Here is a 25,420-nt window from a genome sequence, read left to right as displayed (position 1 = left end):
CCGGCACAGCCACTGGTTCGGACACGCGGGATGGCCTGAACGGATAATCGGTTGCCCCTGGCGGCGGCGGTGGATCCAATGACCGGCATGATCACCCGGTAGCGCCCGCCGGGGAGAGGTGTGATGAGCGCAGACCGCCGGCCCTGGCCGGAGCACGGTCCGGGCGGACTGCGACCGCACGTCCCAAAGGAGAAGCCATCCGATGAACACGCCGCCATCGCCGTCCGGAGCGGAGCACACCGACGGGCCGTCCGTCCGCCTGGGCGCTCTCGTACCGCTGACGCGGCCCGGCTGGGCCGAGGCGGGCCGGCACCTGCTCGCAGGACTCGAACTGGCCGTTCGCGAGGTCAACGATGCCGGCGGGATCGACGGCAGACCCCTGGAGCTGGTGGTCCGGGACACTGCCGCCGATCCGGAGCGGGCCGCGGCGGCCGTGGACGAACTGGCCGGCCTGGGCGTGGCCGCCGTGGCGGGCGAGTACCACAGCGTCGTCGCCCGCGCGGCCGCCGCCCGGGCCGCCGCCCTCGGCGTGCCGTTCCTCTGCTCGTCGGCCGTGCTCGACACGCTCACCGAGGAGCCGACGGACTGGGTCGCGCGCCTGGCCCCGGCCCAGTCCCACGGCTGGAGGATCTACGCGGACTTTCTCCTCGGTGCGGGCCGGCGCCGGATCGCCGTGGCGGCCCAGCCGAGCGTCTACTGGACGGCCGGGACCCGCGTCCTGCGGGACCACCTCGCTCCGCGCGGCGGCACCGTCGTCGAACTCGACACGAACGCGCTCACCCCCGAAGCCCTGTGCGACGCGCTCGTCGACCACGGCGCGACGGCGCTCCTCCTGCTGGTCGGCCACCCGGAGCCGGCCGTGCCGATCGTCAGGGCCGTCCGGGGCGACCGGCGGCTCGCGGACCTCCTGATCGGCGCTCCGGCCGGACAACCGGAGTTCGCCGAATGGGCCGAGGTGCTGGGCGAGGACGGCGCCGGGATCCCGTTCCTGCGCTACCTGCCCGAGCACCCCGGCCCGCTCGGCGAACGCGTCGGGAAGGAGCTCCGCGAGCGGCTGGGCGAAGCGCCCTCCTTCGTCGCTTTCGAGGGCTGGGACACCGTCACCGTCCTCGCCGACGTGCTGCGTTCCCACGGCACGGACCGGGCGGCCATCGCCGGGTCATGGCCGAGCGTGGCGGTCGAGGGCACCCGCGGGCCGATCCGGTTCTCCCGCACACCGGGCATCAGCGTGTGGCAATGGGCTTGGACACCGGTCCAAGTCGTCGACCGGGACACGGCAGAGCCCGACCGCTTCCGGATCCTCCACGCCGGCTGAGGCCTCCTGCGATGACGGGGCGGCCCACAAGGAAGGCCGCCTCGGTCAGGCGGTGGCGCGTGCGGCCCGGGTGATGACGGCGGCCCGTGCCGCTGGAGCCCGCCATCCGCCTGCGGAGGCTGTTCGTAGGGCGCCCGGGCCCCCGGCCGAGTGCGTCACTGCGTGCATTCGTTTCACCGCTGGCCGCCGCTTACCGGGCTCCCCGGAAGGCCCCGGCCACCACGGGGACGAGCATCCGCTCCACCCGCTCGGCGGGCTCCGCGCCCAGCTCGGACCCGATGGGTGCCACCGCGAGCCAGTTCAGCATCCCGGCCGCACAGCGGACACGGAAGACCAGCTCCCGCTCGTCGACCCCGGGAAGGTTCGCCGCCAGCACCCGCACCGCCTGCCGTCGGGCCTGCTCGAACTTCCCCGCCAGCCTCTCCCACCCTTCGGGCGGATCGATCCCCACCCGCGCCACGGTCCGCATCACGGCCAGCTCCCGCCCGCCGGCCACGAGGGCGTTCACCATCGGCCGCGCGAAGGCCTCGGCCAGCTCGCTCAGCGTCGCGTCCCCCGCCAGAGCGTCCAGCTCCCGGATCTGCGCGTCCAGGTATCGCTCCAGCGCGTGCTCGATCGCCACCTCGCACAGTGCCTTCAGCGAGCCGAAGTGGTAACTCACCGCGGCGACGTTGGCTCCGGCGTTCTGGGTGATCTCGCGGAGGGTCACCCCTTCCTGCCCCCGTTGCGCGAGCAGCTCGAGAGCGGCCGACAGCAGGTCGTCCCGTGTTCGCTGACCGGCCTCGCGGCGAAGGTCCGTCTTCTCTGGCCTCACGCTAGAAATCAAGCGACTGCTTGACTTCATTGTCAAGGCGGCCCTGTCCGCGCGGCTCCGTCACAACGCCGCCTCCCGTAGCGGTCTAGCATGAAATGCGAGGTTTCATCCCCAGGCCCGGGCCGCAGCGCCAGGGAGGCCGGAGGCCGGTATGGCGGCGTTCGATACGACTGGTTTCGGGCAGGCTGACGGCAGCCGGTACATCCCGATCTCCGATCACGGCCTGATCGGAGATCTTCGTACGGCCGCACTGGTCGGCACGAACGGCACCATCGACTGGTACTGCTGCCCGCGCTTCGACGCACCCAGCGTCTTCGGGGCCATCCTCGACGCCGACCGGGGAGGGTCGTTCGAGTTGGCCGCCGAGCTCCCGACGCGCACCAGGCAGTTCTACTTCCCCGACACGAACGTCCTGATCACGCGGTTCTTCGCCGCGGACGGTGTGGCGGAGATCCAGGACTTCATGCCCGTGGTCGACGAGTCGCGCGAGGCCACCCGCCACCGGCTGATCCGGCGGGTGGTCTGCGTCCGCGGAGCGCTGCCCTTCAGGGCGCGGATCGCCCCCCGCTTCGGCTACGGCACCGAAGCGCACACCACGCAGCTCGAAGGCCACACGGCCGTGTTCCGCTCCCCGTCACTGACGCTCGCACTCACCGCCACCGCACCCCTGGAGACCGACGGCCGGGACGTGTGGTCGCACTTCAAGCTCCTCGAGGGCGAGTCCAACGTGTTCGCCCTCGACCAGATCGGTGACGACGTCCCGCCCCGGTCGTGCCCGCGCGCCGAAGCGCAGGAGCAGGCCGACGCAACGGTCCGGTTCTGGCGCCACTGGCTGGCCGGCTCGCGCTACCACGGGCGGTGGCGCGAGATGGTGAACCGCTCGGCGCTGTTGCTGAAGCTGCTCACGTACGCGCCGACCGGTGCGATCGTCGCCGCACCCACCACCAGCCTGCCCGAACAGATCGGCGGCGAGCGCAACTGGGACTACCGCTACGTCTGGGTCCGCGACGCCGCCTTCTGCGTCTACGCGATGCTGCGCCTGGGGTTCACCTCGGAGGCCGAGGCGTTCATGGGCTTCCTCTCCGAGCGGGGCATCCTGCGGGCCAAGGGGGACAGCGGTCCGTTGCAGATCATGTACGGCATCGACGGCCGCGTCGACCTGCCCGAATACGAGCTTCCGCACCTGGAGGGATACCTCGGCTCCGCACCGGTACGGGTGGGCAACGCCGCCACCGGCCAGCTCCAGCTGGACATCTACGGTGCGCTGATCGACTCGATCTACCTCTACGACAAGTGGGGGCAGCCGATCAGCAGCGACCGCTGGGACGAGGTCGGCGGTGTGGTGGACTGGCTGTGCGAGCACTGGGACCAGCCCGACGAGGGGGTGTGGGAGACGCGGGGCGGCCGGCGGAACTTCGTGTACTCGAGGCTGATGTGCTGGGTGGCGCTGGAGCGCGCGATACGCATGGCGAACCGCCGCGGTCTGCCGGCGGACCTGCTCCGCTGGCGGGAGTCCCGGGACGCGATCTACCGGCAGATCATGCGGCGCGGCTGGTCGGCCGAACGGGGGGCGTTCGTCCAGGGGCTGGACGGCCACGTGCTGGACGCCTCGCTGCTGATGATGCCGATGGCGAAGTTCGTCTCGCCGACCGACCCCAAGTGGCTCTCCACCCTGGACGCGCTCACCGCGGACCTGGTCTCCGACTCGCTGGTGTACCGCTACGACCCGACCGCCAGTCCGGACGGCCTGCACGGCCGCGAGGGCACCTTCTCGATCTGCTCCTTCTGGTACGTGGAGGCGCTGGCCCGCGCGGGCCGGCTGGAGGAGGCCCGGCTCGCCTTCGAGAAGATGCTCACCTACGCCAACCACGTCGGTCTGTTCGCGGAGGAGATCGGCCCGACCGGCGAACAACTGGGCAACTTCCCGCAGGCCTTCACCCACCTCTCGCTGATCAGCGCCGCCTTCAACCTCGACCGCGCGCTGGGCTGACCCCGTCGCCCCCTCCCGGCCGGCAGGAAGGGGCAGGAACAACCCCTGGGGGTTGGAAATCCCCGAACGCGTCGCGGCGGTGCCGGCCGGTCGGCAGGATGTGGCCATGGAGCAGCGGGACATGGGATCGGGACCGGGACCGGGCACCGCCCGGCCGATGGTGGTACGGGTGCCGGTGGATCCGGTGGAGGCCGTCGTGGAGGCGGATGCCGCCGATGCTGCCAAGCAGCTGGCCAAGGTGGCCGTGAGGGGGCCGCTGTTCGGAGTGGCCGCGCAGGACGACCGCGGCGGACCGGCCTGGTCCGTGGTGAGCGCCGTGACGCTCGGCTGCCCGCAGCAGGCACGGGACAGCCTCAACTCGCTGCTGTGGTACCGGGCGAAGGACGACGCGCGCGACCGGGCGGAGCGGCGCGAGCTGCTGGCGGCGGTCGCCCGGCTGGAGAGCGAGTGCGTCGACGATCTCACCGTGGGCTGCACCCGGTACCGCGTCGTGCGCGCCGAGGAATACGCCGCCACGGGCCCCGCCGGCATCGAGGAGCCCCGGCCGACGGACCCGGAGCCGGCCGTTCCCGACTGGACGCACAGCTCCCGGCACCCGGAGATCGATGACGGTCTGGTGCTGCATCCCGACGCGCCGGTCACACCGATGCAGGCCGCGGAACGGCTGGCGCTGCGCGGGCTGTCCTACGCCGGTGCCCGCTACCCCGCCGCGGTCCTCGCCGACTCGCGGCGGGCCCTGCAGACCCACCCGGACGTCCTGCTCCTGCCCGCGGCGTTCACCGTGATGGAGAGGACCGGCACCGGCTGGAAGCCGGTGAGCGGCCCGCACGTCAGCGCACACGCCGCCCGCCGGTCCCTGGACTTCACCCTCACCTGGGCGTGGCCCCGGATGTACGGCCTGATCCCCATCGAGTCCGACCCCACCGCCGACGCCCGCACCCTCACCGCGGCCGGCGGCTCCGGCAGCGAGGCCGAGCAGCTGGCCGAGTACGCCGCGGCCGCCGACAGGCTGCGGGCCGGCCGCGTCAACCGCCTCGAAGTCGACGACACCCTCTACCTGATCGCCCGCACCCGTCGCCTGGTGCGCTGGGGGCCCGACGGCCCCGAGGGGCCACGCCCCAGCGACGTCAACGGCCACGAGCCCGGCCGCATCCACCTCGGGCTCGACGAAGACGGCAACGTCCTGCCCGAGAGGGACGAAGGAGAACGCGCAGGCGCAGGCGAAGAGACCGACTGATCGTTTCAGGCTCCGGCACCCGAGGGGATGCCGGCCCTTGACCTCGACCGCGCTGGAGGTGCCACGGTGGCCCGCATGAACACGGAATCCACCGCGGTGGCCGCCGCCTGAGGGGCGAGGGCGGGTGACGCTGAGTGAGTTCTTCGGGGGGTCTCACCGAGGCGCGCGGGCCGTCTCGGGCCGGGGGGCGGTCGGGGGAGCCTCGGGAGTCCGGCCGGTGTTGGCCTCGCGTTTGCGTGACCGCTGCCCGCCGGTCGTCCGGAAAGCGGTTCCGTTTGTGGCCGGCGGCGGGGCAGGGCCGGAAGCGGGGTACGGGGTTCCGGGGCTGGGGCGCGGCGGGTACGCGCCATTCGCGGGTCCGGGGGCCGTCCGGGCCGCGGGGTTCGGGGCGGATGGCAGGGAACCCTCCGTGGACTGCCCCTATACGGTGGGTGATCATCCGCCCCCGGGGCGCCGGGGCGCCTTCACGGGGCGCACACTTCCGGCCGCTCTGCGCCCCTGCGCTCCCCCGGGGGGGCAGACGCCGCGCGAGGCCTCGTCCTAGCCTCCCGGGCCATGCGATCACCTCTGAAGAGCCGACTCGGCCTCACCGCGTTCCTCGCCTTCGTCCTGGCCCTGTTCGGTCTCGCCCCCGCGGCCCAGGCCGCCCCCGCCCCGGCCGCCCTGACGTTCGCCACGAACGCCGCCACCGTCACCCCCGGCGGCACGGTGAACCTCACGATGACGCTCACCAACAACAAGACCGACGACGTCTGGTTCGTCTACCAGACCATCTCCCCGACCTGGCTCACCACCCAGCGCGCCGACCTCAAGTACAGCTTCACCGGCTGCAGCGTGGCCACCCCGACCGGTGCCGCCGCCTGCTCCGGCGTCGGCCCCTCCGACCTCGGCGGCAACTACGGCGCGACCATACCCCCCGGTCAGAGCCGCACGGTGACGCTCACCCTCCAGGTCGCCGCCGACTCCGGGTGCAACGGCAACATCGGCTTCTACTCGTACTACTACGCCGAGTTCAGCGACAGCACGAACACCAGCGGCGGCCCGGTCTACACGCCCGAGACCCGCGTCCTCTGCGCCTGAGGACCCCCGTCCCGGCCGGGGGTGGCCTGAAATCGCCCCCCGCCCGCCACCCCTAGTGGTCCAGACCACCAGGGTCTAGTGCCGCCGGACCCACCCGGTCCGGCGGCACCCCGCTCGGCTCCGGACCGGCCCTCATGGCGGCCGGACGCGCCCGCCCGCCGGGTTCCGGAAACGGCCCGAAGGCGTCAGGCCGGGCAACTCGCCCCACACCACGCCCAGTTGGTCGCCTGCGTTTTTCCGTCGGTTTTCGCAACGCCCCCACGAAAGCTACACACAGGCACCACCATGTGACGCGACGGATGTGCGACGACCGGTTTCTGAGGGGGAGACCGGCGTCGCGCAAGGGGGGCGTCGGCCGCTTCGTGCGCGCTTCGCTCACCCCTGCCCGGGGAGGGGAATTTCACCGCATGAAGCGAAGCGAGCGAAGTAGGCGTAGCCGGCGGAGCAGTCGAGGCGGGCGCGGCATACGTACCGCCGTCTTATCGGTGGGCGCGCTCATCGCGGCCGCCGGACTGCCGGCCGGCGCGGCCCACGCCGACGCCACCACACCCCGCGTGGACCTGCGGGTGCTGGTCGTGGCCGACGGAGGCCCGGCCGTCCAGGCCATCACGGCGGAGCTGGACTCGGCGGGGACGCCTTACACCCAGGTGGACCTCACACGGCCGGACCGGCCCACCATCGACGCCGCCTTCCTCGCCGATACCGCCGGCGGCCGGCCGCGCGCCAAGTTCCAGGCGGTCGTCCTGCCCAACGACAACCCGTTCGCCGCGGGTTCCGCCGAGATGGCCGCCCTCGCGGCCTATGAGCAGACCTACGAGATACCCCAGGTCGACGCCTACACCTACGCGCGCCCCCAGGTCGGCCTCCAGTACTTCGTCGCCGGCGGCTACGCGGGCAGTGTCGACGGCGCCCAGGGGGCCGTGACCGCCGCCGGCCGCTCCGGCCCCTTCGGCTACCTCGAGGGCACCGTCCCGTTCGAGGACAACTCGCCCACCGTCGGCGAGAGTTACGCCTACCTGGCCCAGCCCGCCCCCGGCGCGGACTTCACCACCTACGTCGACGCGCCCATCCCCGGCACCGCCCGCCGCGGGTCGCTCGTCGGCGAGTACAAGCACGACGGCCGCCGCGAACTCGTCGTGACCTTCGTGTACAACCGCTACCAGCAGCAGTACCGGCTGCTCGCCCGCGGGATCGTGGAGTGGATGACCGGCGGCGTGCACCTGGGCGCCTCCCGCAACTACTTCTCCGTCCACGTGGACGACGTCTTCGCCGCCGACGACCGCTGGGACACCCGGCTCAACTGCACGCCCGGCGACGTCGACTGCGCCGGAGGCGGCGGGGGCACGCCCACCCCCATCCGCATGACCGCCGACGACGCCGAGTACGCCAAGAACTGGCAGGTGGGCCGCAACTTCACCCTCGACATGGTCTACAACGGCGCCGGCAGCCTCGACCAGCGCGAGGACAACAACGGCGTCGACCTGCTCGCCGACAAGCTCCAGGCCGACCGCGCCCGGTTCCGCTGGGTCAACCACACCTACACGCACGCCTTCCTGGGCTGCGAACAGGACGTCAGCGTGGTCCCCTGGCGGTGCGCCACCAACCCCGACGGCAGCACCAAGTGGGTCAGCCGGAGCACCATCGACAACGAGATCGTCCTCAACCGGCTGTGGGGCCAGGGCTTCGGCCTGCCACTGGAGAACGGCGAACTGGTCACCGGCGAGCACTCCGGAATGGCCGTCCTGCCCCAGCAGCCGCAGGACAACCCCAACCTGGCCGCCTCCCTCACGGGCAACGGCGTCACCTGGGTCGCCTCGGACAACTCCCGCGACCCCGAACTGCGCCAGGTCGGCTCCGCCTCCACCGTCGCCCGCTACCCGATGAACGTCTACTACAACGTCGGCAAGGCCACCGAGGCGGCCGACGAGTACAACTGGATCTACACCTCCCGCGCCCAGGGCGGCAGCGGCATCTGCGAGGACCACGCGGACACCACGACCTGCCTGCCCGCACCCCTGGACACCGCCACCGGGTACGCGCAGAAGATCGTGCCGGCCGAGACCCGCACCGCGCTCGGGCACGTGCTGTCCAACGACCCCAAGCCGCACTTCATCCACCAGTCGAACCTGGCCGAGGAGCGCCTGGCCTACCCGGTGCTGAACGGCGTCATCGACGGCTACGACGCCCTGTTCGACGCCAACACCCCGCTGGTGAACGAGCGGATGAAGGACATCGGCACCGAACTGAGGCGCCGCGGCGCCTGGAAGAGCGCCCTCCAGGCCGGCCGGGTCACCGCCTACCGCGTCGGCACCGCCGTCACCGTCGTGGCGCCCGCCGGGCTCGACGTCACCGCGACCCTGCCCTCCGGCACCCGGCTGGGCACCGCCGCCTTCGGCAGCCCCTACGCGGGCCGGGTCTCCGGCTGGACCCCCTCGAACGGCACCGCCCTGGAGCTGACCCTGCCCCCGTCGGCGCCCGCCGCGCCGTCCGCCGCAGCCGTACCCCGGCCGGTGCCCGCCACCGCACCGGCACCCGCAGCGAACGTCCCGCCCGCCGTGCGCGAGGGCGCGAAGGGCACCGACCGGCGCTGAACCGGCGTCCCGCCGGTCCGGGCCGCCCAGCGCGGCCCGGACCGGCCCGACCACCCCCACACACCGGCCGTGGAGCACACCCATGCACGCTCAAGCCGGCGTGCGGCGCCCCGGCGCGCCGCACGTCACCCTGCTCACCGAAGGCACCTATCCGCACAGTCACGGCGGGGTCAGCGTCTGGTGCGACCAGCTCGTCCAGGGCATGCCCGACATCGACTTCGAGGTGATCGCCGTCACCGGAACCGGCCGGGAACCCCTGGCCTGGGACCTGCCCGGCCATGTCCTCGGAGTCCGGTCGGTGCCCATGTGGGGCGCTCCCCCCGAGGGCCGCGCCCCGCGCGGCCGCGGCCACCGCAGGCTCTCCGGCGCCTACGAACAGTTCCTCACCGCACTCCTCGACCCCCGCGCCGAGGCCGGGTTCGCCCCCGCCCTCTCCACGATGGCCCGGGCGGCCTCCGACGGCGCCCTGAGCCCCTACCTGCGCGGAGACCACGCCATCGCGGTGCTCGCGGCGGTCTGGAACCGCCCCGGGCTCACCGTGCGCGAGGCCCGGCCGACCCTGCACGACGCCCTGACCGCGACCTCCCTGCTGGAGCACGCCCTGCGCCCGCTCGCCGCCCCACCCCCGCAACACGGCGTCGCCCATGCCGTCAGCGGCGGCGTCGCCGTACTCCCCGGACTGGCCGCACTGGAACGGCACGGCGTCCCGCTGCTACTCACCGAACACGGCGTCTACCTGCGCGAACGCTACCTCGGCTACCGCACGGCCCCCTACCGCTGGCCCGTCAAGGCCGTCGTCCTCGGCTTCTTCCGGCTGCTGGCCGAGGAGAGCTACCGGCGGGCCGCCCTGGTCACCCCCGGCAACCGCTACAACCGGCTGTGGGAGGAAGAGGGCGGCGCCGACCCGCAGGCCATCCGCACCGTCTACAACGGCGTCGACCCCGCCGCCTTCCCGCCCGCCGGGCCGGAGCCGGACGCACCCACCCTCAGCTGGGCCGGCCGGGTCGACCCCATCAAGGACCTGGAGACCCTGATCCGGGCCTTCGCCCTGGTCCGCGAACGGGTCCCCGAAGCCCGGCTGCGCCTGTTCGGCGGCACCCCGCGCGGCGGAGAGGCCTACCGCGAACGCTGCGAGGCCCTGGCCCGCGACCTCGGCCACGCCGACGCGGTCACCTTCGAGGGCCGGGTCGACGACATCAAGGACGCCTACGCGGCCGGGAACGTCGTGATGCTCTCCAGCATCAGCGAGGGCTTCCCCTTCACCCTGATCGAGGCCATGTCCTGCGGGCGGGCCACCGTCTCCACCGACGTGGGCGGGGTACGGGAGGCGGTCGGCGAAGCCGGCCTCGTCGTGCCGCCCCGCGATCCGCGGGCCATGGCCGAAGCGGCCCTGGAACTCCTCGGAGACGCCCCCCGCCGCGCCGCGATGGGGGAGGCGGCCCGGCTGCGGGTCATCGAGCAGTTCACCCTCCGCCAGACCATCGACACCTTCCGGTCCATCTACCTGGAACTGCCCGGCCTCGGCCGCACCCCGCGCACCGGAGCGTGCCGGACCCCGGTCCCGGCGCAGGCCGCCCCCGTCCCCGCCCCCGCAGGCCTCACCCCCGTGGCCGTCGCCGCCGGGCGGGCCCGCAGACAGGAGCGGGCCCGGCCGCCCGCGCCCGTCCGGCCCCTCACGGCCGACGGGCGCCGGCCGCGCGAGAGCGAGGCCCCCGCGGCCACCGGCACGGGGAGCCTCGCCGGATGAGCGGCCCCATGTCACTCGAACCCGGCGGGGCGCACCAGGACACCCTGGCCCTGCGGCTGGCGGACACCGCCGCCCGCCCGCCCCGCCGGGCGTGGACCGAGACCACGCTCACCCTCAGACTCCCCGGCCCGAACGAGGAGGAAGTCAGCCGGCTCGCCGCCGAACTGGCCGACCGCGTCGGGCCCGCCGTCCACCCGTACGAGGTGGCCGCCCTGCTGGAGGCGGAGGGACTCTCCGCCGAGGTGATCCGGGAACGGTACGGACACCCCGACATCTTCGCCCTCGCCGCCGCCCTCTACGAACGGGTGCCCCGCGTCTTCCCGGAGCCCGCCCGGGCACCGGACCCCTGGCGCCCGGACACCGTACGGTGCCTGCTGCGCGGGGTGCTCTTCGCCCTTCCCGGGCTGGCCTACCTGCTCACGGCCCCGCTGTGGCACCCCGGCCGGCACGCCGCCGGACCGGTCGTCGCCGGGATCGTCTCGTGGGCGTGGGGGCAGGCCCTCGGACACCGCGCCTACCTGCGCATGGTGGCCGGGCGGCGCGAGGCGGCCCGGACCCTGCTGGCCGGGGCACCCCTCGGCGCGGCCGCCGCCACGGCGGCGGGGGCCGCGGCGGCCGGAGGTTCCGCCGTCACCTGGGCGGTGGCCGCGCAGTCCCTCTACCTGGCCGCCGCCGGGATCCTGCTCGTCCTCGGCCGTGAGCGGCTGCTGCTGGCGGCCCTCACCCCGCTGGTCGCGGGAGCCGCCGTCCTGCCCTGGTGGGAGCCCGGCCCCCTGGTCCGCACGGCGCTCCCGGCGCTCGCGCTCCTCGCGACGCTGGCCGCGGTCGCCCGGGTGCTGCGCGGCGCGTTCGCCGCCCCGGCCGCCCCCGGCGGCGGAGCCCGGCCCCCGCTGCTCCGCTCCCTGCCGTACGGGCTGTTCGGCCTCGCGGCGGCCGTACTGGTCCTGCTGGAAGGGCGGTCCCAGCCGTACGCGGTGATCGCGCTGACCGTCAGCATGGGCCCGGCCGAATGGCTGCTCTACCGCTTCCGGGGGCTGTCCGTCACCGCCCTCGGCTCGGCCTCCACCCCCGCGGGGTTCCTGCTGAGGTCCACCGGGGTCCTGGGCCTGTGCCTGGCGGGCTACCTGCTGCTCCTGCTGCCCGTGGCGCTGCTGACCGGCGCCGCCCCGGCCGCCCTGCTGCTGCTCGCCGCCACGCTGTGGACCGCCCTGCTGCTCCAGGCCTTCGGGGTCGCCTGGCCCCCGGCCGCCCTCTGCACGGCCGCGGCCGCCGGAGCGGGAACCGCCACCTTCCTGGGGCGGGCCCAGGGACCGCCCGCCCTGACCCTGGCCTGCGGCCTCGCCGCGGCGGCCCTGGCCGTCTGCACCCTGCGGATCCTCGGCCGCCCGGCCCGCCACGCCTGACCACCGCACGCCCGCTCACCCCCGTACGCCAGCCGACCCACCTGAAAGGTCCACCAGTTGACCACCGCACCGCTCGCCGCCGTCACCGGAGCCGAGGGCTTCATCGGCTCCCACCTCACCGAGGCCCTCGTCGCCGCCGGCCACCGGGTCCGCGCCATGGCCCAGTACAACTCCTTCTCCTCGTACGGGTGGCTGGAGACCCTGGCCCCGGACGTCCTCGACCAGGTGGAGATCGTCCTCGGCGACGTACGCGACCCCGGATCCGTCCGCGGTCTCCTCGAAGGCGCCGAAGCCGCCTACCACCTGGCCGCCCTCATCGCAATCCCGTACTCCTACCGGGCCCCGCACAGCTACGTCGACACCAACGTGACCGGCACCCTCAACGTCCTCGAAGCCGTACGGGCCCTGGGCACCCCCCGCCTCGTGCACACCTCCACCAGCGAGACGTACGGCACCGCGCAGACCGTGCCGATCACCGAGGACCACCCCATCAACACCCAGTCCCCGTACGCCGCTTCCAAGGCCGGCGGCGACCGGCTGGCCGACAGCTACCACGCCAGCTTCGAGACCCCGGTGGTCACGCTGCGCCCGTTCAACACCTACGGACCCCGCCAGTCGATGCGCGCGGTGATCCCCACCGTCATCGGCCAGGTCGCCGCCGGGGAACGCGTCATCACCCTCGGAGACCTGCGCCCCACCCGGGACTTCAGCTTCGTCAAGGACACCGCACAGGCCTTCCTCGCGGCCGGCACCGCACCCGCGGAGCAGGTCGTCGGCCGCACCTTCAACTCTGGGACCGGTGGGGAGATCTCGGTCGCCGACCTGGTCACCCTGATCGGCAAGGTCATGGACGTCCCCATCGAGGTCCGCGAGGACACCGAGCGGCTGCGCCCGCCCGCCTCCGAGGTGATGCGGCTGGTCGCCGACGCGAGCCGGCTCACCGCCGCCACCGGCTGGCGGCCGCGCCACACCCTGGAGGAAGGCCTCGCGCACACCGTCGAGTTCTTCCGCGATCCCGGCAACCTGGCCCGCTACAAGACCGGCATCTACAACATCTGACCGTCGGGCGTACCGCCGGCGTTCTCCACAACCCCACGTCACTCACCTCCCCCCACCCAACCCTAGGAGGAGACCCATGTACGCAGTGATCCTGGCGGGCGGCAAGGGCGTTCGGCTGCGGCCCTACACCACGGCCCTGCCCAAGCCGCTCGTGCCCATCGGCGACCAGCACGCCATCCTGGAGATCGTGCTGCGCCAGCTGTCGGGCGCCGGGTTCACCCGGTGCACCATCGCCATCGGACACCTCGGCGAGATCATCCGGGCCTACGTCGGCGACGGCTCCCAGTGGGGCATGAGCGTCGACTACGCCACCGAGGAGAGCCCGCTCGGCACCATGGGCCCCCTGCTCAACCTGCGCGACCGCCTCCCCGAACACTTCCTCGTCATGAACGGCGACGTGCTCACCGACCTCGACTACGCCGACGTGCTGCGCCACCACGAGGCGTCCGGCGCCCCCCTGACCATCGCCACCTACCCGCGCAAGGTGCACATCGACTTCGGAGTGCTCACCACCGACGCCAGCCGGGTCGTCGGCTTCACCGAGAAGCCCAGCATGGACTACCACGTCTCCATGGGGGTGTACGGTCTGAGCCGCTCCACCCTCGACCACTACACGCCCGGCCTGCCGCTGGGCTTCGACGAACTCGTCCTCGACCTGCTGGGCACCCAGAACCCGCCGCACTCCTACGCGTTCGACGGCTACTGGCTCGACATCGGGCGGCCCGACGACTACGACCGGGCCAACGCCGAGTTCACCAGCCGCAAGTCCTTGCTGCTCAAGGGAGCCTGAGCACCCCATGCGCATTCTCGTCCTGGGCCGGACCGGCTACCTGGGCGCCCATGTCGCCGACCGCCTGCGCGCCCTTGCGGGCGCGCGGGTGTTCGACGGCGGACGCTCGCCCGGCGCCGACTTCGGCATCGACCTCGCGGCCGACCGGCCGCAGCGGCTGGCGGCCGTCCTGGCCGCCGCCGCGCCCGACGCGGTGGTCAACTGCGCGGGCGCGACCGGCGCAAACGCCCTGACCCTCGCCGAGGCCAACGCCCGCGGCCCCGCCGCCCTGTGCGCCGCGCTGCGCGAGGCGGCGCCCACGGCACGCCTGGTGCACCTGGGTTCCGCGGCCGAGTACGGGCCCGGCACCCCCGGCACCCGGGTCACCGAGTCGGCCGCCACCCACCCGGTCGGCCCGTACGGGGCCACGAAACTGGCCGGCACCCTCGCCGTCACCACCTCCGGACTGGACGGCGTGGTCCTGCGGGTCGGGAACCCCGTGGGGCCCGGCGCCCCGCGCAGCGGGCTGCCCGGGCGGATCGCCGCACTGCTGCGGGAGGCCGGCCCCGACCCGCAGGCGGTGCTGCGGCTGGGCGACCTGTCCGCCCACCGCGACTTCGTGGACGTACGGGACGTGGCCCACGCGGTGGCGCTCGCCGTCACGGCCCCCGGCCCGCTCCCGCCCGTCCTCAACATCGGCGCCGGCCGGGCCGTCCCCGTCCGCGAACTGGTACGGGGCCTGGCCGGCCGGGCGGGCTTCCGGGGGCGGATCGAGGAGGAGGCGCCCGGCTCGGCCCGCTCCGCCCAGGTGTCCTGGCAGTGCTCGGACGTCACCGCCGCCGCCGAGGCCCTCGGCTGGCGCCCCGTCCACGACCTCGGCGACTCGCTCGCCGCGCTCTGGGCGGCGACCGCCCCGGCCGGAACCCCGACGCCATGAGCCTGCTCGTTCCGCTGTACGTCCACCCCGCCGAGGACCCCGGGGCCTGGCACCGGCTGATCACGGGCGCCGCAGCGACCTACGGGGTGGTGCTCAACCCGGCCGACGGGCCGGGCGAGCGCCCCGACCCGGCGTTCGCCGCCGCGGCCGCCGCGCTGCGGACGGCCGGCGCCCGCCTCCTCGGCTACGTGGACACCCTGTACGGGGCACGCGGCCAGGTCGAGGTCGTCCACGAGATGTGCCGCTACCAGGAGTGGTACGCGGTCGACGGCTGCTTCCTCGACCGCATGGCCCCCACCCGGGAGGAACTGCCCGGCGCCCGCAGGATGATCCGCTCGCTGCGCCGGCTGGGCGCGCAGCCCGTCGTGCTGAACCCGGGCGTCCACCCCGTGGCCGGCTACGTCCGCCTCGCGGACCTGACCGTCACCTTCGAGGGGCACTGGTCCACGTACGTCTCCTCCTTCACCCGGCCCGCCTGGACGGCGCGGCACGCCCCCGAGCGGTTCTGCCACCTCGTCTACGGGGTGCCCGAGGCCCTGGTCCCGCTCGCCGTGCGCACCGCGCACGAACGCGGGGCGGCGGTCTGCGGACCCGTGACGGGCGAACTCCCCAACCCATGGAAACAGCCGACCCCCGCACTCACCGGGATGGAACCATGAGCCCCACCCCGCCGGCCCGCCCCGGCCTGCCGGCCCGGAACCTCCTGCCGGCCGCCCTGACGGCACTGGTGCTGACGGCACTGGTCCTGACGGGCTGCTCCACCACGGGCGACGAGGACGACGACGCCGCGCCCGCCCCCTCCGGCCCCACCGCCGGCCAGGGTCCGGGTCCCGCCTCGCCAGGACCCCGCTGGCAGCCCCGGCCCGGTCTGGCCTGGCAGTGGCAGCTCGACGGACGCTCCGACCCCTCCGTCGACGTGCCCGTGTACGACATCGACGGGTTCGAGAACTCGAAGGCCGACGTGGACCGGCTGCACCACGACGGCCGCAAGGTCATCTGCTACGTCAACGTCGGCGCCTGGGAGGACTTCCGGCCGGACAAGGACGCGTTCCCCACCAGCCTGTTCGGCAAGCCCAACGGCTGGAAGGGCGAGCGCTGGCTGGACATCCGCCGCACCGACCTGCTCCGCCCGCTCATGGAACGGCGCTTCGACATGTGCCGGGACAAGGGCTTCGACGCGGTGGAACCCGACCTCGTGGAGGCGTACGGCAACGACAGCGGCTTCCCGCTGACCGCGGAGCACCAGCTCGCCTACAACCGCATGATCGCCGAGATCGCGCACGCGCGCGGGCTCGCGGTCGGCCTCAAGAACGACCTGCCCCAGATCCCCCAGCTCGAAAGCGTCTTCGACTTCGCGGTCAACGAGGAGTGCGCCCAGTTCGGCGAGTGCGCCGCGCTCAGCCCCTTCATCACGGCGGGCAAGGCGGTCTTCCACGTCGAATACAAGGGGACGCCCTCGAACTTCTGTCCCGAGGCCCGCAAGCTCAAGCTCTCCTCGATGCTGAAGAACCCGGAACTGGACACCTGGCGCAAACCCTGCTGACCGTGTGACGCGGCGGGCCGCGTCAACCACGGGCCGCCGCGTCATCCCCCGAACCCGCGCGGAGCCGAGCGGGGCCGGCGCAGGCCCGGATTCCAGTGCCGACGGGCGTGCCGCGGCCCGGGGGCACGGCACGCACGCCGGAGCGGGCGCCCCGGTGCGTCCGGAGCGCCCCCGTTCGGTGCCACCATGCGTCGCGAACCACGGGTCATGCGACGAGAGGTTGGAACGTGACGCCTCAGGCGACCGGGAACCTAACCCGGCAGCTCTCCGACGGGCAGCGGAAGAACACCCCGGGCGCCGGCGGAACCCCCGGCGACCCGCTCGCCGGGCCGGTACGGCCCGAGCCCCCTGCGGCCGAGGCCGCCGGGCGCACCGACACCGAACTCCTCATCGCCGCCTCCGTCCTGCTCGCCGACGCCGCCCTCGCCGCACGACGGGCCGGAGCCGACCTCACCGGAGCCCTGACCGGCGGCCGCTTCGCCCTCCAGGCCCTGCGCCGCCCCACCTGGGCCCTCGGCACGGCCCTGTCCTGCGTACGCGCCCTGACCGGACCGGCCGGCCTCGGCTTCGGGGCCAACGGCGGGGTCATCGGCGAACTCGCCCGGATCGTGGGCAACGTGACCCGCCGTCGGCCCGCGTCCGTCGCCATGGCCGTGGACGCCTTCGCCCTGCGCATCGAAGCCGCCACCGTCACCCACCCCAACCTGGACTCCGCCCACGCCCGCCGCCTCACCGGCGCCCTCGTCGCCGGAGACCGGCTGGAGGCCGTTCGCGCCCTGCACGCCCTGGTGGAACGGCTCGGCGTCACCCGGGCCCTGACCACCGTCAGCCCCGTGATCATGGAACTGCTGGCGCTGACCGGACTGCTGGACGAGAACCCCGTCAACGACGAGTTCTCCTGGGTCACCCTCGCGGGAGGGGTCCCCACCACCGACCCGTTCCTCGGTCTGCCCAGCTCCCTGCTCAAGTACCTCAACCCCGGCCCCGGGCGCGCCGAACGCGCCGAGCCGGACCCGATCCTCGCCAAGGTCCTCGGCACCTCCCGCAACGACATCGTCAGCTACATCAACGACATCGGCGCCCTCGGCAACCACGGCCTGGTCCTCCTGCGCCGCGTCGCCTGCGCGGACGGCGCCGAACGGTACGTGCTGCTGCTCCCCGGGACCAGTTTCGCCCTGCTCAGCAACAGCACCCCGCAGGACCTGATCGGCGCCTTCGACGGCTGCCTGCGCACCGACACCACCTACACCCGGGCCGTGAAGAAGCTGCTGCGGCGGGCCGGCGTGCCGGCGGGGTCCGAGCTGATGCTGGTCGGGCACAGCCTCGGCGGCCTGACCGCGATGAACCTGGCCGCCGACCCCGACGTGGCCTCCGAGTACAGGGTCACCCACGTGGTCACGCTCGGCTCCCCGATCGACAACAAGCGGCCCGCCGACCACACCACCCGCGTCGTCAGCCTGGTCAACAAGCACGACGTGATCCCGATGCTGGACGGCCGCGGCCCGGCCTCCCCGAACGACATCCCGGAGAGCTGGGTGGAGCTGGCCTGGCTCGACGAGTCGTACGACTACCCCCTCTCGCACGCCCCGCAGGCCTATTCGGACAGCCTGCGCGGCGAACTGGCCCCCTACCGCGACCGGGTCAACGCCCTGATCGCCGGCTACGACGGCGAGATCACCGCCAACCAGCCCTACATGCTCCGCGACCGATGAGCCACCCCGCGCCCCCGCCCCACCCCGGGCCCGGAACCGGACCCGACCCCGTGCCCCCGTCCGTGCCGACACGTGACCCGAGGGAGAACGCCCCCCGATGACGACCCCCGCCACCGCCTGGCCGCTGGAGAACGCCGTGTTCAGCGCGGCCATGCTCGCCCACCGCCTGCCCTGGGCCGACGCCCCCGCCCGCGCCCTGGGCCTGGACTCCCTCACCCGCGAGGGCGCGGCCCGCGGGGTCCTCGCCCACCTGCGCCGCAGCCGCTCCGGACGCCCCGTCCGGCTGCGCACCCCGTTCGGCTCCTTCCTCGTCCCGCTGGGCCCGGCCGGCACCGCCGGGCTGCTCGCCGCGGGCGCCGCCGCGGACGCCCTGGCCCCCGCCGTACGGCTCGACGCGGCCGGGCGCCGGCACGGCCTGCACCCCCACGTCCCGCTCCCGCCGGACGCCGCCCCGCCCGCGGCGGCGTTCGCCGGACCGCTGGCCGAGGAACTGCGGCGGGTGGCCGGAGCCCGCCGCGACGACCACACCCTGCCCTGGGAGGTCTGGCGGCCCGGGCTGCTGCGCGCGGCCCGCCGGGTGGTGGCGGGCGCGGCCGCGGCGGAGGACACCCTGCTCAGCGAGGTGCTGCTGAGGACCGCCGCGGCCGCGGGCAGCCGCGCCCACGACGGCAGGGCGGCCGCCCTGCGCCGCAGGATCGCCCCCTACCTGGCCGACCCGGAGCCCGGCACGGTGGCGGCCGGGCTCGCCTCCGCGCACGCGGTCGTACCGGGCGCCCGTACGGCGGGCGCGGTGACTTCGGACGCGGGCCGGACCGAGGCGGTGCTGGCCCACACGCTGGCCGTGGTCTCGGAGGCGGCCGTCGGCACCGCCCTCCAGGCCCTGGCCCTCGCCGCCGCGGGCGTACCGGACGCCGCGGGCGGCCCCGCCGGGGCCGTGGCCCTCGCCCTGGACGTCTTCCCGCCGGTCGAGGCCGCCGTACACCCCGTCCGGTCCCGCTTCGTATGGGACGGCACCGCCGTCGAACCGGGGACCGAGATCCTGGCCGCCCCGGCCTGGCTGCGCGACGCCGCGGACACCGCCCCCGCCGGCCGGGACGGCGTGCACGCCGGGGAGGCCGGGGACTGCCCGGACGCAGCGGAGTCCGGGGGCACGGGCGGCGTCCGGGGCCGGGCGGTCGGGTCCGAAGGGCCCTCGCCCCTGTGCGGATCCGCGACCGGCTGCACCGCCACCGCCTTCGCCGCCCTCGTGGCCGAGGAGATCGTCCGGTTCTTCACCGCGACCGCCCGGCCGAGCCTGCTGTCCCCGGCGCTCACCGCGGACCGCATCCCCCTCACCCTCGCTCCGCACACCCTGCTGATGGCCGTTCCCCCCGCCGGCACCCTCCCGGCGGCGGCGCCCGCCACCGGGCCCGGCTCGTACGCGGTCCTGGCCCGCGCGGACGCGGACCGGCTCGACACCCTGGCCCGCGGCCTCGCCGACTGCGCCGCCGAACCCGGCTGGAGCGGCGACGAGACCGGCGAGGCCTTCCGGATGCGGCTGCTGGACCACGCGGAGCGGTGCACGCGCGCCGCCTCCGACGTCCGCGCGGCCGCCCGCTTCCTCGCCGACTGAGGAGACCGGGGCGCCCCGGCCGCTACCGCACCAGGGCGTCCCGCCGTTCCCGTTCCCGCTCCACCATGTCCTGGAGGGTGCGCTGGACCTGCGAGGAGAGCGCGCGGGCCACCGCCGCGCGCTCCCCGAACGCCCGGGGCCGCTCGGGCGGGGCGATCGGCTCACCGATGGTGATCAGCCACTTCGCCGGCAGGGGGAACGGGGAGGTCAGCGGGAAGTACGGGAGGTCCAGGAACCTCGCCAGCGCGGGCACCTCCCCGATCTTCGGCGAGGACTCCTCCGCCCCGATGACCGTGACCGGCACGACCGGGGCCCCGGTGTGCAGGGCCGCCACGGCGAAGCCGGGATTGAACGGCTGGAGCCGGTAGCGCTCCTGGAACGGCTTCTCCAGCCCGGAAAGGCCCTCCGGGAACACCGCGACCAGTTCGCCCTCGCCCAGCCGCTGCATCGCCGCCCGCTGGTCCACGGGCACCGCCCCCTTCTTCGCGGCGTACCGGCCCAGCACCGGGAGCCGGAAGACGAACGGCGCGGCGAGCACGTGCAGCGGCCGCCGCAGCGACCGGACCAGGGCCTTCTGCAGGACGAAGGCGTCCAGTCCCCAGGCCCCGGAATGGTTGGCGACGAGTACCGCGGGGCCGTCGGCGGGAATGTTCTCCAGCCCCAGCACGTCCAGCCGGAACCAGTCGTCCATGAGCCATTCCAGCAGCCGCTCCCAGACGTTCTCGCCGACGTCTCCGGCCATCTTCCGCAGGAATCGCAGCTCGCTCCCGGCGAGCGCGATGACATCGGCCAGGCTCTCGGACACGAACGGGCCTCCCCTTCTTCCGTGTGGGACATCCAAGTGACCCTCCCGACAAGGGCCTTCACGGTCAACGCCGCCCAACGGCGTTTGATCACGGGAATTCCGCGGATTCCTCAATCGACTCTTCGTTCGCCCGTTCCCCTGCCGGCCCGCGCGCCACGCAATGATCTTCGGCTCGTTGACCCGGTGGACCCTTCACCAACCAACACCCAGGAGACCCCCCATGTCCGAGACCGCGCTGCCGGTGATCCTCCTCGCGGATCCCGATCCGCTCCGCCGCCACGAGACAGCCGAGCTGGTACAGCGCTGGTACCGCACGTCCTTCCGCGTCCTGCAGGTCGGCGGACTGCCCGAGGCGGAACGCGTCCTGCACCAGCTGGCCGGGCGCGAGGTGCCCGTGTCGGCGGTGGTCACCGCGGAGGACCCCGGCAGCCACCCCGAACAGCACCCGCACACCCGCTGGCTGCTGCTCGCCGAGGCCGGCACCGCGCCCGCAGGCCCGTCCGTCACCGTCGTCGACCGGGCACCGGCCGCGGCACCCGACGGCAGCGGAACGGGCCTGGCCGAGCGGCTGCGTGCCGCCCTCGACGACGCCCTGTGCACCTGGAACGCCGAACGCCGGGGCGGCCTGCCCACCGCCGAGGTGCGCGGCTACCGCTTCTCGCCGGCCGCCTACGCGGTCCGCGACTTCCTGGGCCGCAGCGACGTCCTCTTCCGCTGGGTGCCGCAGGAGGACCGGAAGGACGCGCCGGTGACCGTCCGGCTCGGCGACGGCACCGAGCTCGTCGACCCCTCGATCAGCGAACTGGCCGACCGGCTCGGCCTGATCAGGCCGGCCGGACAGGAACGCTACGACGTCGCCGTCATCGGCGGCGGACCCGGCGGCCTGTCCACGGCCGTGTACGCCGCCGCGGAGGGCATGAGCGTGGTCGTCATCGAGGACGACGCCCCCGGCGGCCAGGCCGGATCGACCTCGCGGATCGAGAACTACCTGGGCTTCCCCGTCGGGCTCACCGGCGGCGACCTCGCCCAGCGCGCCCTCCAGCAGGCCCGCCGGGTCCGTGTCGAATGGCAGCCCACCCGGGTGGCGACCCGGCTCATCCCCACCCAGTCGGGCGACCACACCGTGGAGTTCGTCAAGGCTGGCACCACCGAGACGGCCTCGGTGTCCGCGGCCACCGTCGTGGTGGCCACGGGCGTCGAATGGAACCGCCTCGCCAGCCCGGGCACCGAGCGGCTGCTCAACTCCGGTGTCTACTACGGCGCTTCCCTCTCCGATGCGCCCTCCACCGCCGGCGAGGACGTCTACATGGTGGGCGCGGGGAACTCGGCGGGCCAGGCCGCCCTGTACTTCGCCCGCTACGCCCGCTCGGTCACCCTCCTGGTCCGCGGCACCGACCTCGGCGCCTCCATGTCGAACTACCTGGTCCAGCGCATCGAGAAGACGCCCGGCCTGCGCGTCCTGCTCGGCACCGAGGTGGCCGAATGCCTCGGCGAGACCACGCTCACCGGCCTGCGGCTGCGCGAGCGCACCGGGGGCGAGCGCACCGTCCCCGCGCAGTGCCTGTACGTCCTGATCGGCGGCCGTCCCTCGACGGACTGGCTCGACGGTTCCCTCGAGCTCGACGACCGCGGCTACGTCCTCACCGGCACCGGCGGAGTCGGCCGCGACGCCCTCCCCATGGAGACCAGCCTGCCCGGCGTCTTCGCCGTCGGCGACGTGCGGTCGGGCTCGGTCAAGCGGGTCGGTGCCGCGGTCGGCGAGGGCGCCGCGGTGGCCCACTGCCTGATCGAGTACCGGCGCCGGCACGCGGGCCGCTTCCAGGACGCGGGCGCCTTCGGCGGGTTCTGAACGGTCCCGGGCCCCCGCGTCCGTTCAGGACGCGGGGTGCCATTCGGCCAGCAGGATCGTCGCGTCGTCGTGCAGCCGCTGGTCCTGGTGGGTGAGGAGGTCCAGGACCAGACGCCGGAGGGCCTCGGGGGCCGTGGTGCCCGAGGCCATCGAGCGGATCACGGTGTCGGTCAGCCGGTCCTCGCCGAACAGTTCGCCCGTGGCGGAGCGCGCCTCGGTGACGCCGTCGCTGTAGAGGAGCACCCGGTCACGGGGCTGGAGCCGGGCCCGGTGCAGCGGGGGAGGGGTCTGCGTGTGGTAGCCCAGGCCGAAGGGCAGCTGCGCCGGGCGTTCCAGGGCCGCCGGTACGACGTGCCCGTCGCGGATCAGCAGGGGCGGGGGATGGCCGCAGTTGATCCAGGCGAACTCTCCGCGGTGGGTGTCCAGGTGGGCGAGGATCCCGGTCATCAGCCGGTCCGGGATCCACCGCTGGAGGGTCCGCTCGATGGTGGTGGCGATGTCCGCCAGGGTGCCGCCCGCGCGGCGGGTGGAGCGGCACGCGGCCAGGCCGGCGGCGCTGGCTCCGCCGGCCGCGAGGTCGTGCCCCATGGCGTCCAGCAGGGTCAGGTGGAGTCCGCCGTCGGTGAAGTTGTGGTCGAAGGCGTCGCCGCCGATCTCGTACGCGGGTTCCATGACGGCGGTCGAGGTCGCCTGGCTCGTGCCGATGGTGCGCGGCGGCAGGAAGGCCCACAGCAGTTCCGCCTGCAGGGTCATGGGCCGGGTGCGGCCCCGGACGACCAGCAGGTCGTTGTGGGTGGACTTGGAGAGGACGATCAGGGTCGCCAGCGCCGCCAGGGTCCGGCACGCCTCCAGTGTGACGTCGTCCAGCGCCGGTCCCGTGGCCCGCAGGACGCCGACGCGCTCGACGCCGTCGACCATCGGCACCCACGCGATGGTGCGGTCGCGCGACAGCTGGACCTGCTGGCCGCGGTAGGCCAGACCGGCCAGGGAGGCGTCGATGTCCAGTGACTCCGCCCGCTCGTCGGCCTCCCCCTCGGCCTGCGCCGTCTCCGGCCGGCCGGCGGCCAGCTGGGGCAGGGACACGAGCCGCAGCTGCCGGAGGTCGGCCAGGTACAGGCGGGTCCCGGTCAGGCCCAGCCTCCGTGCCGCCTCGTCGATCAGGGCCGGCACCTGCCGGGCCGAGGCCTCGTGCGAGCGTTCCAGGACCCACGCGAGCACCGGGCCCGTCCGGTCGGCCGCGGCCACCGGGCTCACCCCGCCGTCCGTGGGCGGTGTTGTGTCACACGGCTGAACATGCGCGGGTCTCCGTCTTCGTTCAGGCCGTCGCCGGCTCCCGGCCGCGGCGGTGCGGCTGATGGCGCCGGATCAGCCGGGCCTCGACGCGGCCCGCGACGACGCGGGTCTCGAAGGCCGGCTGCGGGGCCGTGGCCGGCCCTTCGAGGTTCCAGCCGTCCGCCAGCCGGAACAGGCTGCCGTGCCAGGGGCAGCGGACGCAGCCGTCCTCCAGCTCCCCTTCCGACAGCGGGCCGCCCATGTGGGAGCAGCGGTCGGCGAGCGCGCGGACGGTGCCGTCCTCCTCGCGGACGACGAGGACGTCCACCCCGTCGACGCGCGCGAGGGCGGCCCGGCCCACGGGGAAGTCGGCCACCGGCCCCAGGTGGCGCCAGCCGTCCCGGACCCGGTGCCCGACCTGCTCGGCGTGGTTGGCGCCGGCCGCCTGCCGGAAGGCCAGGTGGCCGCCGAGCGCGCCGCCCGCGCCCACCACTGCGAGCCCGGCCAGGGCCAGGGCCCGGCCGCGCAGGTCCCGCCCGCGGGTGCGGGCGTACAGGGAGGACGCGTAGAGGGCGACCCCGGCGGTGTTGGCCAGGGCGTGGACGAGGCCCGTGCGGGCCTGTTCGGGCGGCAGCTCCGCCCAGTCCGCCCAGCCCGCCGCGGCCGCCGGCGCGGCCGCGGCCAGCCCGACCCCGACCAGGACGGGTGCGGCGCCGCGCCGGCGCCGCCCGGGGAGCAGGTCCAGCACGGTGGCCGACAGCCAGGTGCCGATCGGTACCTGGACGAGCAGGGGATGGGCCGGATGGCCCAGCTGGCGGCCGTGGAGCAGGTCGCGTGCGGGGCCGAGCGGCAGGGCCCGGACGGCCTTGCGGAGCCCGCCGATCAGGGCGTCGGCCTGCGGGGCCTGCTCGATCCGCTCGACCACGGAGAGCAGCGGGCCGGGACCAGGTGTCATACGGTGCGTGTCCATGGGGCCGCGTCTACCCGGGGCGCCGGGAGCCATGTACGGGTCCGTGGGCGTACGGCCCGCCCCCGCGGCCGGGCGCGGAGCGGCCGGCGCATGGCCGGCCGGGCGACGGGGCAGGGGCGGGCGAGAGCCAGGAACCTCCGAGAGCCAGGAACCTCCGAGAGCCAGGAACCTCCGAGAGCCAGCAGAACCTGAGGGAGAGCCGCCATGCCGGAACCGGACCTCGGTGACTTCGCCGTCGCGCAGGACGGCCCGATGTACGTGGTCACGGCGGCCGCGGACGGGCAGCGGGCGGGCTGTCTGGTCGGATTCGCCTCGCAGTGCTCGATCGATCCGCCGCGGTTCGTGGTGTGGCTGTCCGTCGAGAACCACACCTACGGCGTGGCGCGCCGCGCCCGCTACCTCACCGTGCACGTACTGCGCCGGGAGCAGAAGGCGCTGGCGCGCCTCTTCGGCGGCCGGACCGGGGACCGCACGGACAAGTTCGCCGGCATCGGCTGGCGGCCCGGGCGCGAGGGCAGCCCCGTGCTGACGGGCGTTGCGGCCTGGTTCACCGGCCGGATCGAGGCCGTCGTCGCAGGGGGCGACCACGAGGGCTTCCTGCTCGCGCCGGTCGAGGACGAGCAGCCCGCGCCGGGCCCCGCCCACCCGCTGCGGTTCGGGGACGTACGGGACCTGGAGGCCGGCCACCCGGCCTGACCGGCGCCGGGTGGCCCCG

Annotated in this window: 20 protein-coding genes; 16 read left to right on the top strand and 4 right to left on the bottom strand. The window is 74.4% G+C overall.

Translation table 11 applies throughout. The annotated features are described in order from the left end of the window. Window positions 1-202 precede the first annotated feature (202 nt). Entirely contained in the window at window positions 203-1,315 is a 1,113-nt protein-coding gene (locus tag BX286_RS03905) for an ABC transporter substrate-binding protein (RefSeq protein WP_100862306.1), read from the top strand. Window positions 1,316-1,505: 190 nt separating this feature from the next. Here the strand turns inward: BX286_RS03905 and BX286_RS03900 are convergent, their stop codons facing one another. Beyond that, window positions 1,506-2,129 carry a TetR/AcrR family transcriptional regulator gene (locus BX286_RS03900; protein WP_261993337.1) on the bottom strand — a complete coding sequence of 208 codons (624 nt, stop codon included), beginning with the start codon at window positions 2,127-2,129 and terminating at the stop codon, window positions 1,506-1,508. A gap of 151 nt (window positions 2,130-2,280) precedes the next feature. On the opposite strand from BX286_RS03900, the gene BX286_RS03895 reads away from it, so the two are divergent. The 13 genes from BX286_RS03895 (at window position 2,281) to BX286_RS03835 (ending at window position 19,809) form a co-directional block, all read left to right on the top strand. Next, window positions 2,281-4,119, top strand: coding sequence for a glycoside hydrolase family 15 protein (locus BX286_RS03895; protein ID WP_079430895.1), 1,839 nt, complete (start codon window positions 2,281-2,283; stop codon window positions 4,117-4,119). Between the two features lie 121 nt (window positions 4,120-4,240). Next, window positions 4,241-5,356: a DUF5954 family protein gene (locus BX286_RS03890; protein ID WP_187344076.1), complete on the top strand. Its 1,116-nt coding sequence runs from the start codon at window positions 4,241-4,243 to the stop codon at window positions 5,354-5,356. A 555-nt stretch (window positions 5,357-5,911) separates the two neighbouring features. After that, entirely contained in the window at window positions 5,912-6,436 is a 525-nt protein-coding gene (locus BX286_RS03885; protein ID WP_121014520.1) for a hypothetical protein, read from the top strand. 407 nt (window positions 6,437-6,843) lie between these two features. Continuing rightward, complete coding sequence (locus BX286_RS03880; protein ID WP_121014519.1) at window positions 6,844-9,027, top strand: hypothetical protein; 2,184 nt, start codon at window positions 6,844-6,846, stop codon at window positions 9,025-9,027. A gap of 82 nt (window positions 9,028-9,109) precedes the next feature. Beyond that, window positions 9,110-10,774, top strand: coding sequence for a GT4 family glycosyltransferase PelF (gene pelF / locus BX286_RS03875; RefSeq protein ID WP_261993336.1), 1,665 nt, complete (start codon window positions 9,110-9,112; stop codon window positions 10,772-10,774). Continuing rightward, complete coding sequence (locus BX286_RS03870) at window positions 10,771-12,177, top strand: hypothetical protein (RefSeq protein ID WP_121014518.1); 1,407 nt, start codon at window positions 10,771-10,773, stop codon at window positions 12,175-12,177. The genes pelF and BX286_RS03870 overlap by 4 nt, the downstream gene beginning before the upstream one ends. A gap of 57 nt (window positions 12,178-12,234) precedes the next feature. Next, the gene (locus BX286_RS03865) at window positions 12,235-13,236 is read left to right on the top strand and encodes a GDP-mannose 4,6-dehydratase (protein WP_079430900.1); all 1,002 of its coding nucleotides are present in this window, start codon (window positions 12,235-12,237) and stop codon (window positions 13,234-13,236) included. Between the two features lie 76 nt (window positions 13,237-13,312). Continuing rightward, entirely contained in the window at window positions 13,313-14,026 is a 714-nt protein-coding gene (locus BX286_RS03860) for a nucleotidyltransferase family protein (RefSeq protein ID WP_079430901.1), read from the top strand. A gap of 7 nt (window positions 14,027-14,033) precedes the next feature. After that, window positions 14,034-14,942 (top strand): NAD(P)-dependent oxidoreductase, encoded by a 909-nt coding sequence (locus BX286_RS03855; RefSeq protein ID WP_121014517.1) that lies wholly within the window; start codon window positions 14,034-14,036, stop codon window positions 14,940-14,942. Further along, a complete protein-coding gene (locus tag BX286_RS03850) occupies window positions 14,939-15,601 on the top strand; it encodes a spherulation-specific family 4 protein (RefSeq protein ID WP_079430903.1) in 663 nt (220 codons plus the stop codon). The genes BX286_RS03855 and BX286_RS03850 overlap by 4 nt, the downstream gene beginning before the upstream one ends. Continuing rightward, window positions 15,598-16,485 carry an endo alpha-1,4 polygalactosaminidase gene (locus BX286_RS03845; RefSeq protein ID WP_187344075.1) on the top strand — a complete coding sequence of 296 codons (888 nt, stop codon included), beginning with the start codon at window positions 15,598-15,600 and terminating at the stop codon, window positions 16,483-16,485. The genes BX286_RS03850 and BX286_RS03845 overlap by 4 nt, the downstream gene beginning before the upstream one ends. 227 nt (window positions 16,486-16,712) lie before the next feature. Continuing rightward, window positions 16,713-18,197, top strand: coding sequence for a lipase family protein (locus tag BX286_RS03840; protein ID WP_121014516.1), 1,485 nt, complete (start codon window positions 16,713-16,715; stop codon window positions 18,195-18,197). Window positions 18,198-18,294: 97 nt separating this feature from the next. Next, on the top strand, window positions 18,295-19,809 hold the full coding sequence (locus BX286_RS03835) for a hypothetical protein (RefSeq protein ID WP_121014515.1): 1,515 nt from the start codon (window positions 18,295-18,297) through the stop codon (window positions 19,807-19,809). Between the two features lie 22 nt (window positions 19,810-19,831). On the opposite strand, the gene BX286_RS03830 is transcribed toward BX286_RS03835, so the two are convergent. Continuing rightward, window positions 19,832-20,614, bottom strand: a complete 783-nt coding sequence (locus tag BX286_RS03830) for a lysophospholipid acyltransferase family protein (RefSeq protein ID WP_079430907.1) — start codon at window positions 20,612-20,614, stop codon at window positions 19,832-19,834. 220 nt (window positions 20,615-20,834) lie between these two features. Between BX286_RS03830 and BX286_RS03825 the strand changes: the two genes are divergently transcribed. Then, window positions 20,835-22,463, top strand: coding sequence for an NAD(P)/FAD-dependent oxidoreductase (locus BX286_RS03825; protein ID WP_100862300.1), 1,629 nt, complete (start codon window positions 20,835-20,837; stop codon window positions 22,461-22,463). A 24-nt stretch (window positions 22,464-22,487) separates the two neighbouring features. Here BX286_RS03825 and BX286_RS03820 read toward each other — a convergent pair whose 3' ends face one another. Beyond that, the gene (locus BX286_RS03820) at window positions 22,488-23,717 is read right to left on the bottom strand and encodes a PP2C family protein-serine/threonine phosphatase (protein ID WP_121014514.1); all 1,230 of its coding nucleotides are present in this window, start codon (window positions 23,715-23,717) and stop codon (window positions 22,488-22,490) included. A 61-nt stretch (window positions 23,718-23,778) separates the two neighbouring features. Further along, the gene (locus BX286_RS03815; protein WP_261993335.1) at window positions 23,779-24,705 is read right to left on the bottom strand and encodes a Rieske (2Fe-2S) protein; all 927 of its coding nucleotides are present in this window, start codon (window positions 24,703-24,705) and stop codon (window positions 23,779-23,781) included. A 204-nt stretch (window positions 24,706-24,909) separates the two neighbouring features. Here BX286_RS03815 and BX286_RS03810 point away from each other — a divergent pair, with 204 nt between their 5' ends. Then, a complete protein-coding gene (locus BX286_RS03810; protein WP_079430911.1) occupies window positions 24,910-25,401 on the top strand; it encodes a flavin reductase family protein in 492 nt (163 codons plus the stop codon). Window positions 25,402-25,420 lie beyond the last annotated feature (19 nt).

Origin of the sequence: Streptomyces sp. 3211.6 (assembly GCF_003634815.1) — a bacterium.
GTDB lineage: Bacteria > Actinomycetota > Actinomycetes > Streptomycetales > Streptomycetaceae > Streptomyces > Streptomyces katrae_A.
Note: the sequence above shows the minus strand (reverse complement) of the source record. Positions and strands in the feature narration are given on the sequence as shown.

Excerpts from the sequence above, each read along its gene's own strand:
- BX286_RS03850 (WP_079430903.1), top strand. The coding sequence starts at position 14,939 with ATGAGCCTGCTCGTTCCGCTGTACGTCCACCCCGCCGAGGACCCCGGG.
- BX286_RS03885 (WP_121014520.1), top strand. The coding sequence starts at position 5,912 with ATGCGATCACCTCTGAAGAGCCGACTCGGCCTCACCGCGTTCCTCGCC.
- BX286_RS03835 (WP_121014515.1), top strand. The coding sequence starts at position 18,295 with ATGACGACCCCCGCCACCGCCTGGCCGCTGGAGAACGCCGTGTTCAGC.
- pelF (WP_261993336.1), top strand. The coding sequence starts at position 9,110 with ATGCACGCTCAAGCCGGCGTGCGGCGCCCCGGCGCGCCGCACGTCACC.
- BX286_RS03860 (WP_079430901.1), top strand. The coding sequence starts at position 13,313 with ATGTACGCAGTGATCCTGGCGGGCGGCAAGGGCGTTCGGCTGCGGCCC.
- BX286_RS03825 (WP_100862300.1), top strand. The coding sequence starts at position 20,835 with ATGTCCGAGACCGCGCTGCCGGTGATCCTCCTCGCGGATCCCGATCCG.
- BX286_RS03855 (WP_121014517.1), top strand. The coding sequence starts at position 14,034 with ATGCGCATTCTCGTCCTGGGCCGGACCGGCTACCTGGGCGCCCATGTC.
- BX286_RS03810 (WP_079430911.1), top strand. The coding sequence starts at position 24,910 with ATGCCGGAACCGGACCTCGGTGACTTCGCCGTCGCGCAGGACGGCCCG.
- BX286_RS03845 (WP_187344075.1), top strand. The coding sequence starts at position 15,598 with ATGAGCCCCACCCCGCCGGCCCGCCCCGGCCTGCCGGCCCGGAACCTC.
- BX286_RS03815 (WP_261993335.1), bottom strand. The coding sequence starts at position 24,705 with ATGGACACGCACCGTATGACACCTGGTCCCGGCCCGCTGCTCTCCGTG.
- BX286_RS03880 (WP_121014519.1), top strand. The coding sequence starts at position 6,844 with ATGAAGCGAAGCGAGCGAAGTAGGCGTAGCCGGCGGAGCAGTCGAGGC.
- BX286_RS03870 (WP_121014518.1), top strand. The coding sequence starts at position 10,771 with ATGAGCGGCCCCATGTCACTCGAACCCGGCGGGGCGCACCAGGACACC.
- BX286_RS03905 (WP_100862306.1), top strand. The coding sequence starts at position 203 with ATGAACACGCCGCCATCGCCGTCCGGAGCGGAGCACACCGACGGGCCG.
- BX286_RS03895 (WP_079430895.1), top strand. The coding sequence starts at position 2,281 with ATGGCGGCGTTCGATACGACTGGTTTCGGGCAGGCTGACGGCAGCCGG.
- BX286_RS03890 (WP_187344076.1), top strand. The coding sequence starts at position 4,241 with ATGGGATCGGGACCGGGACCGGGCACCGCCCGGCCGATGGTGGTACGG.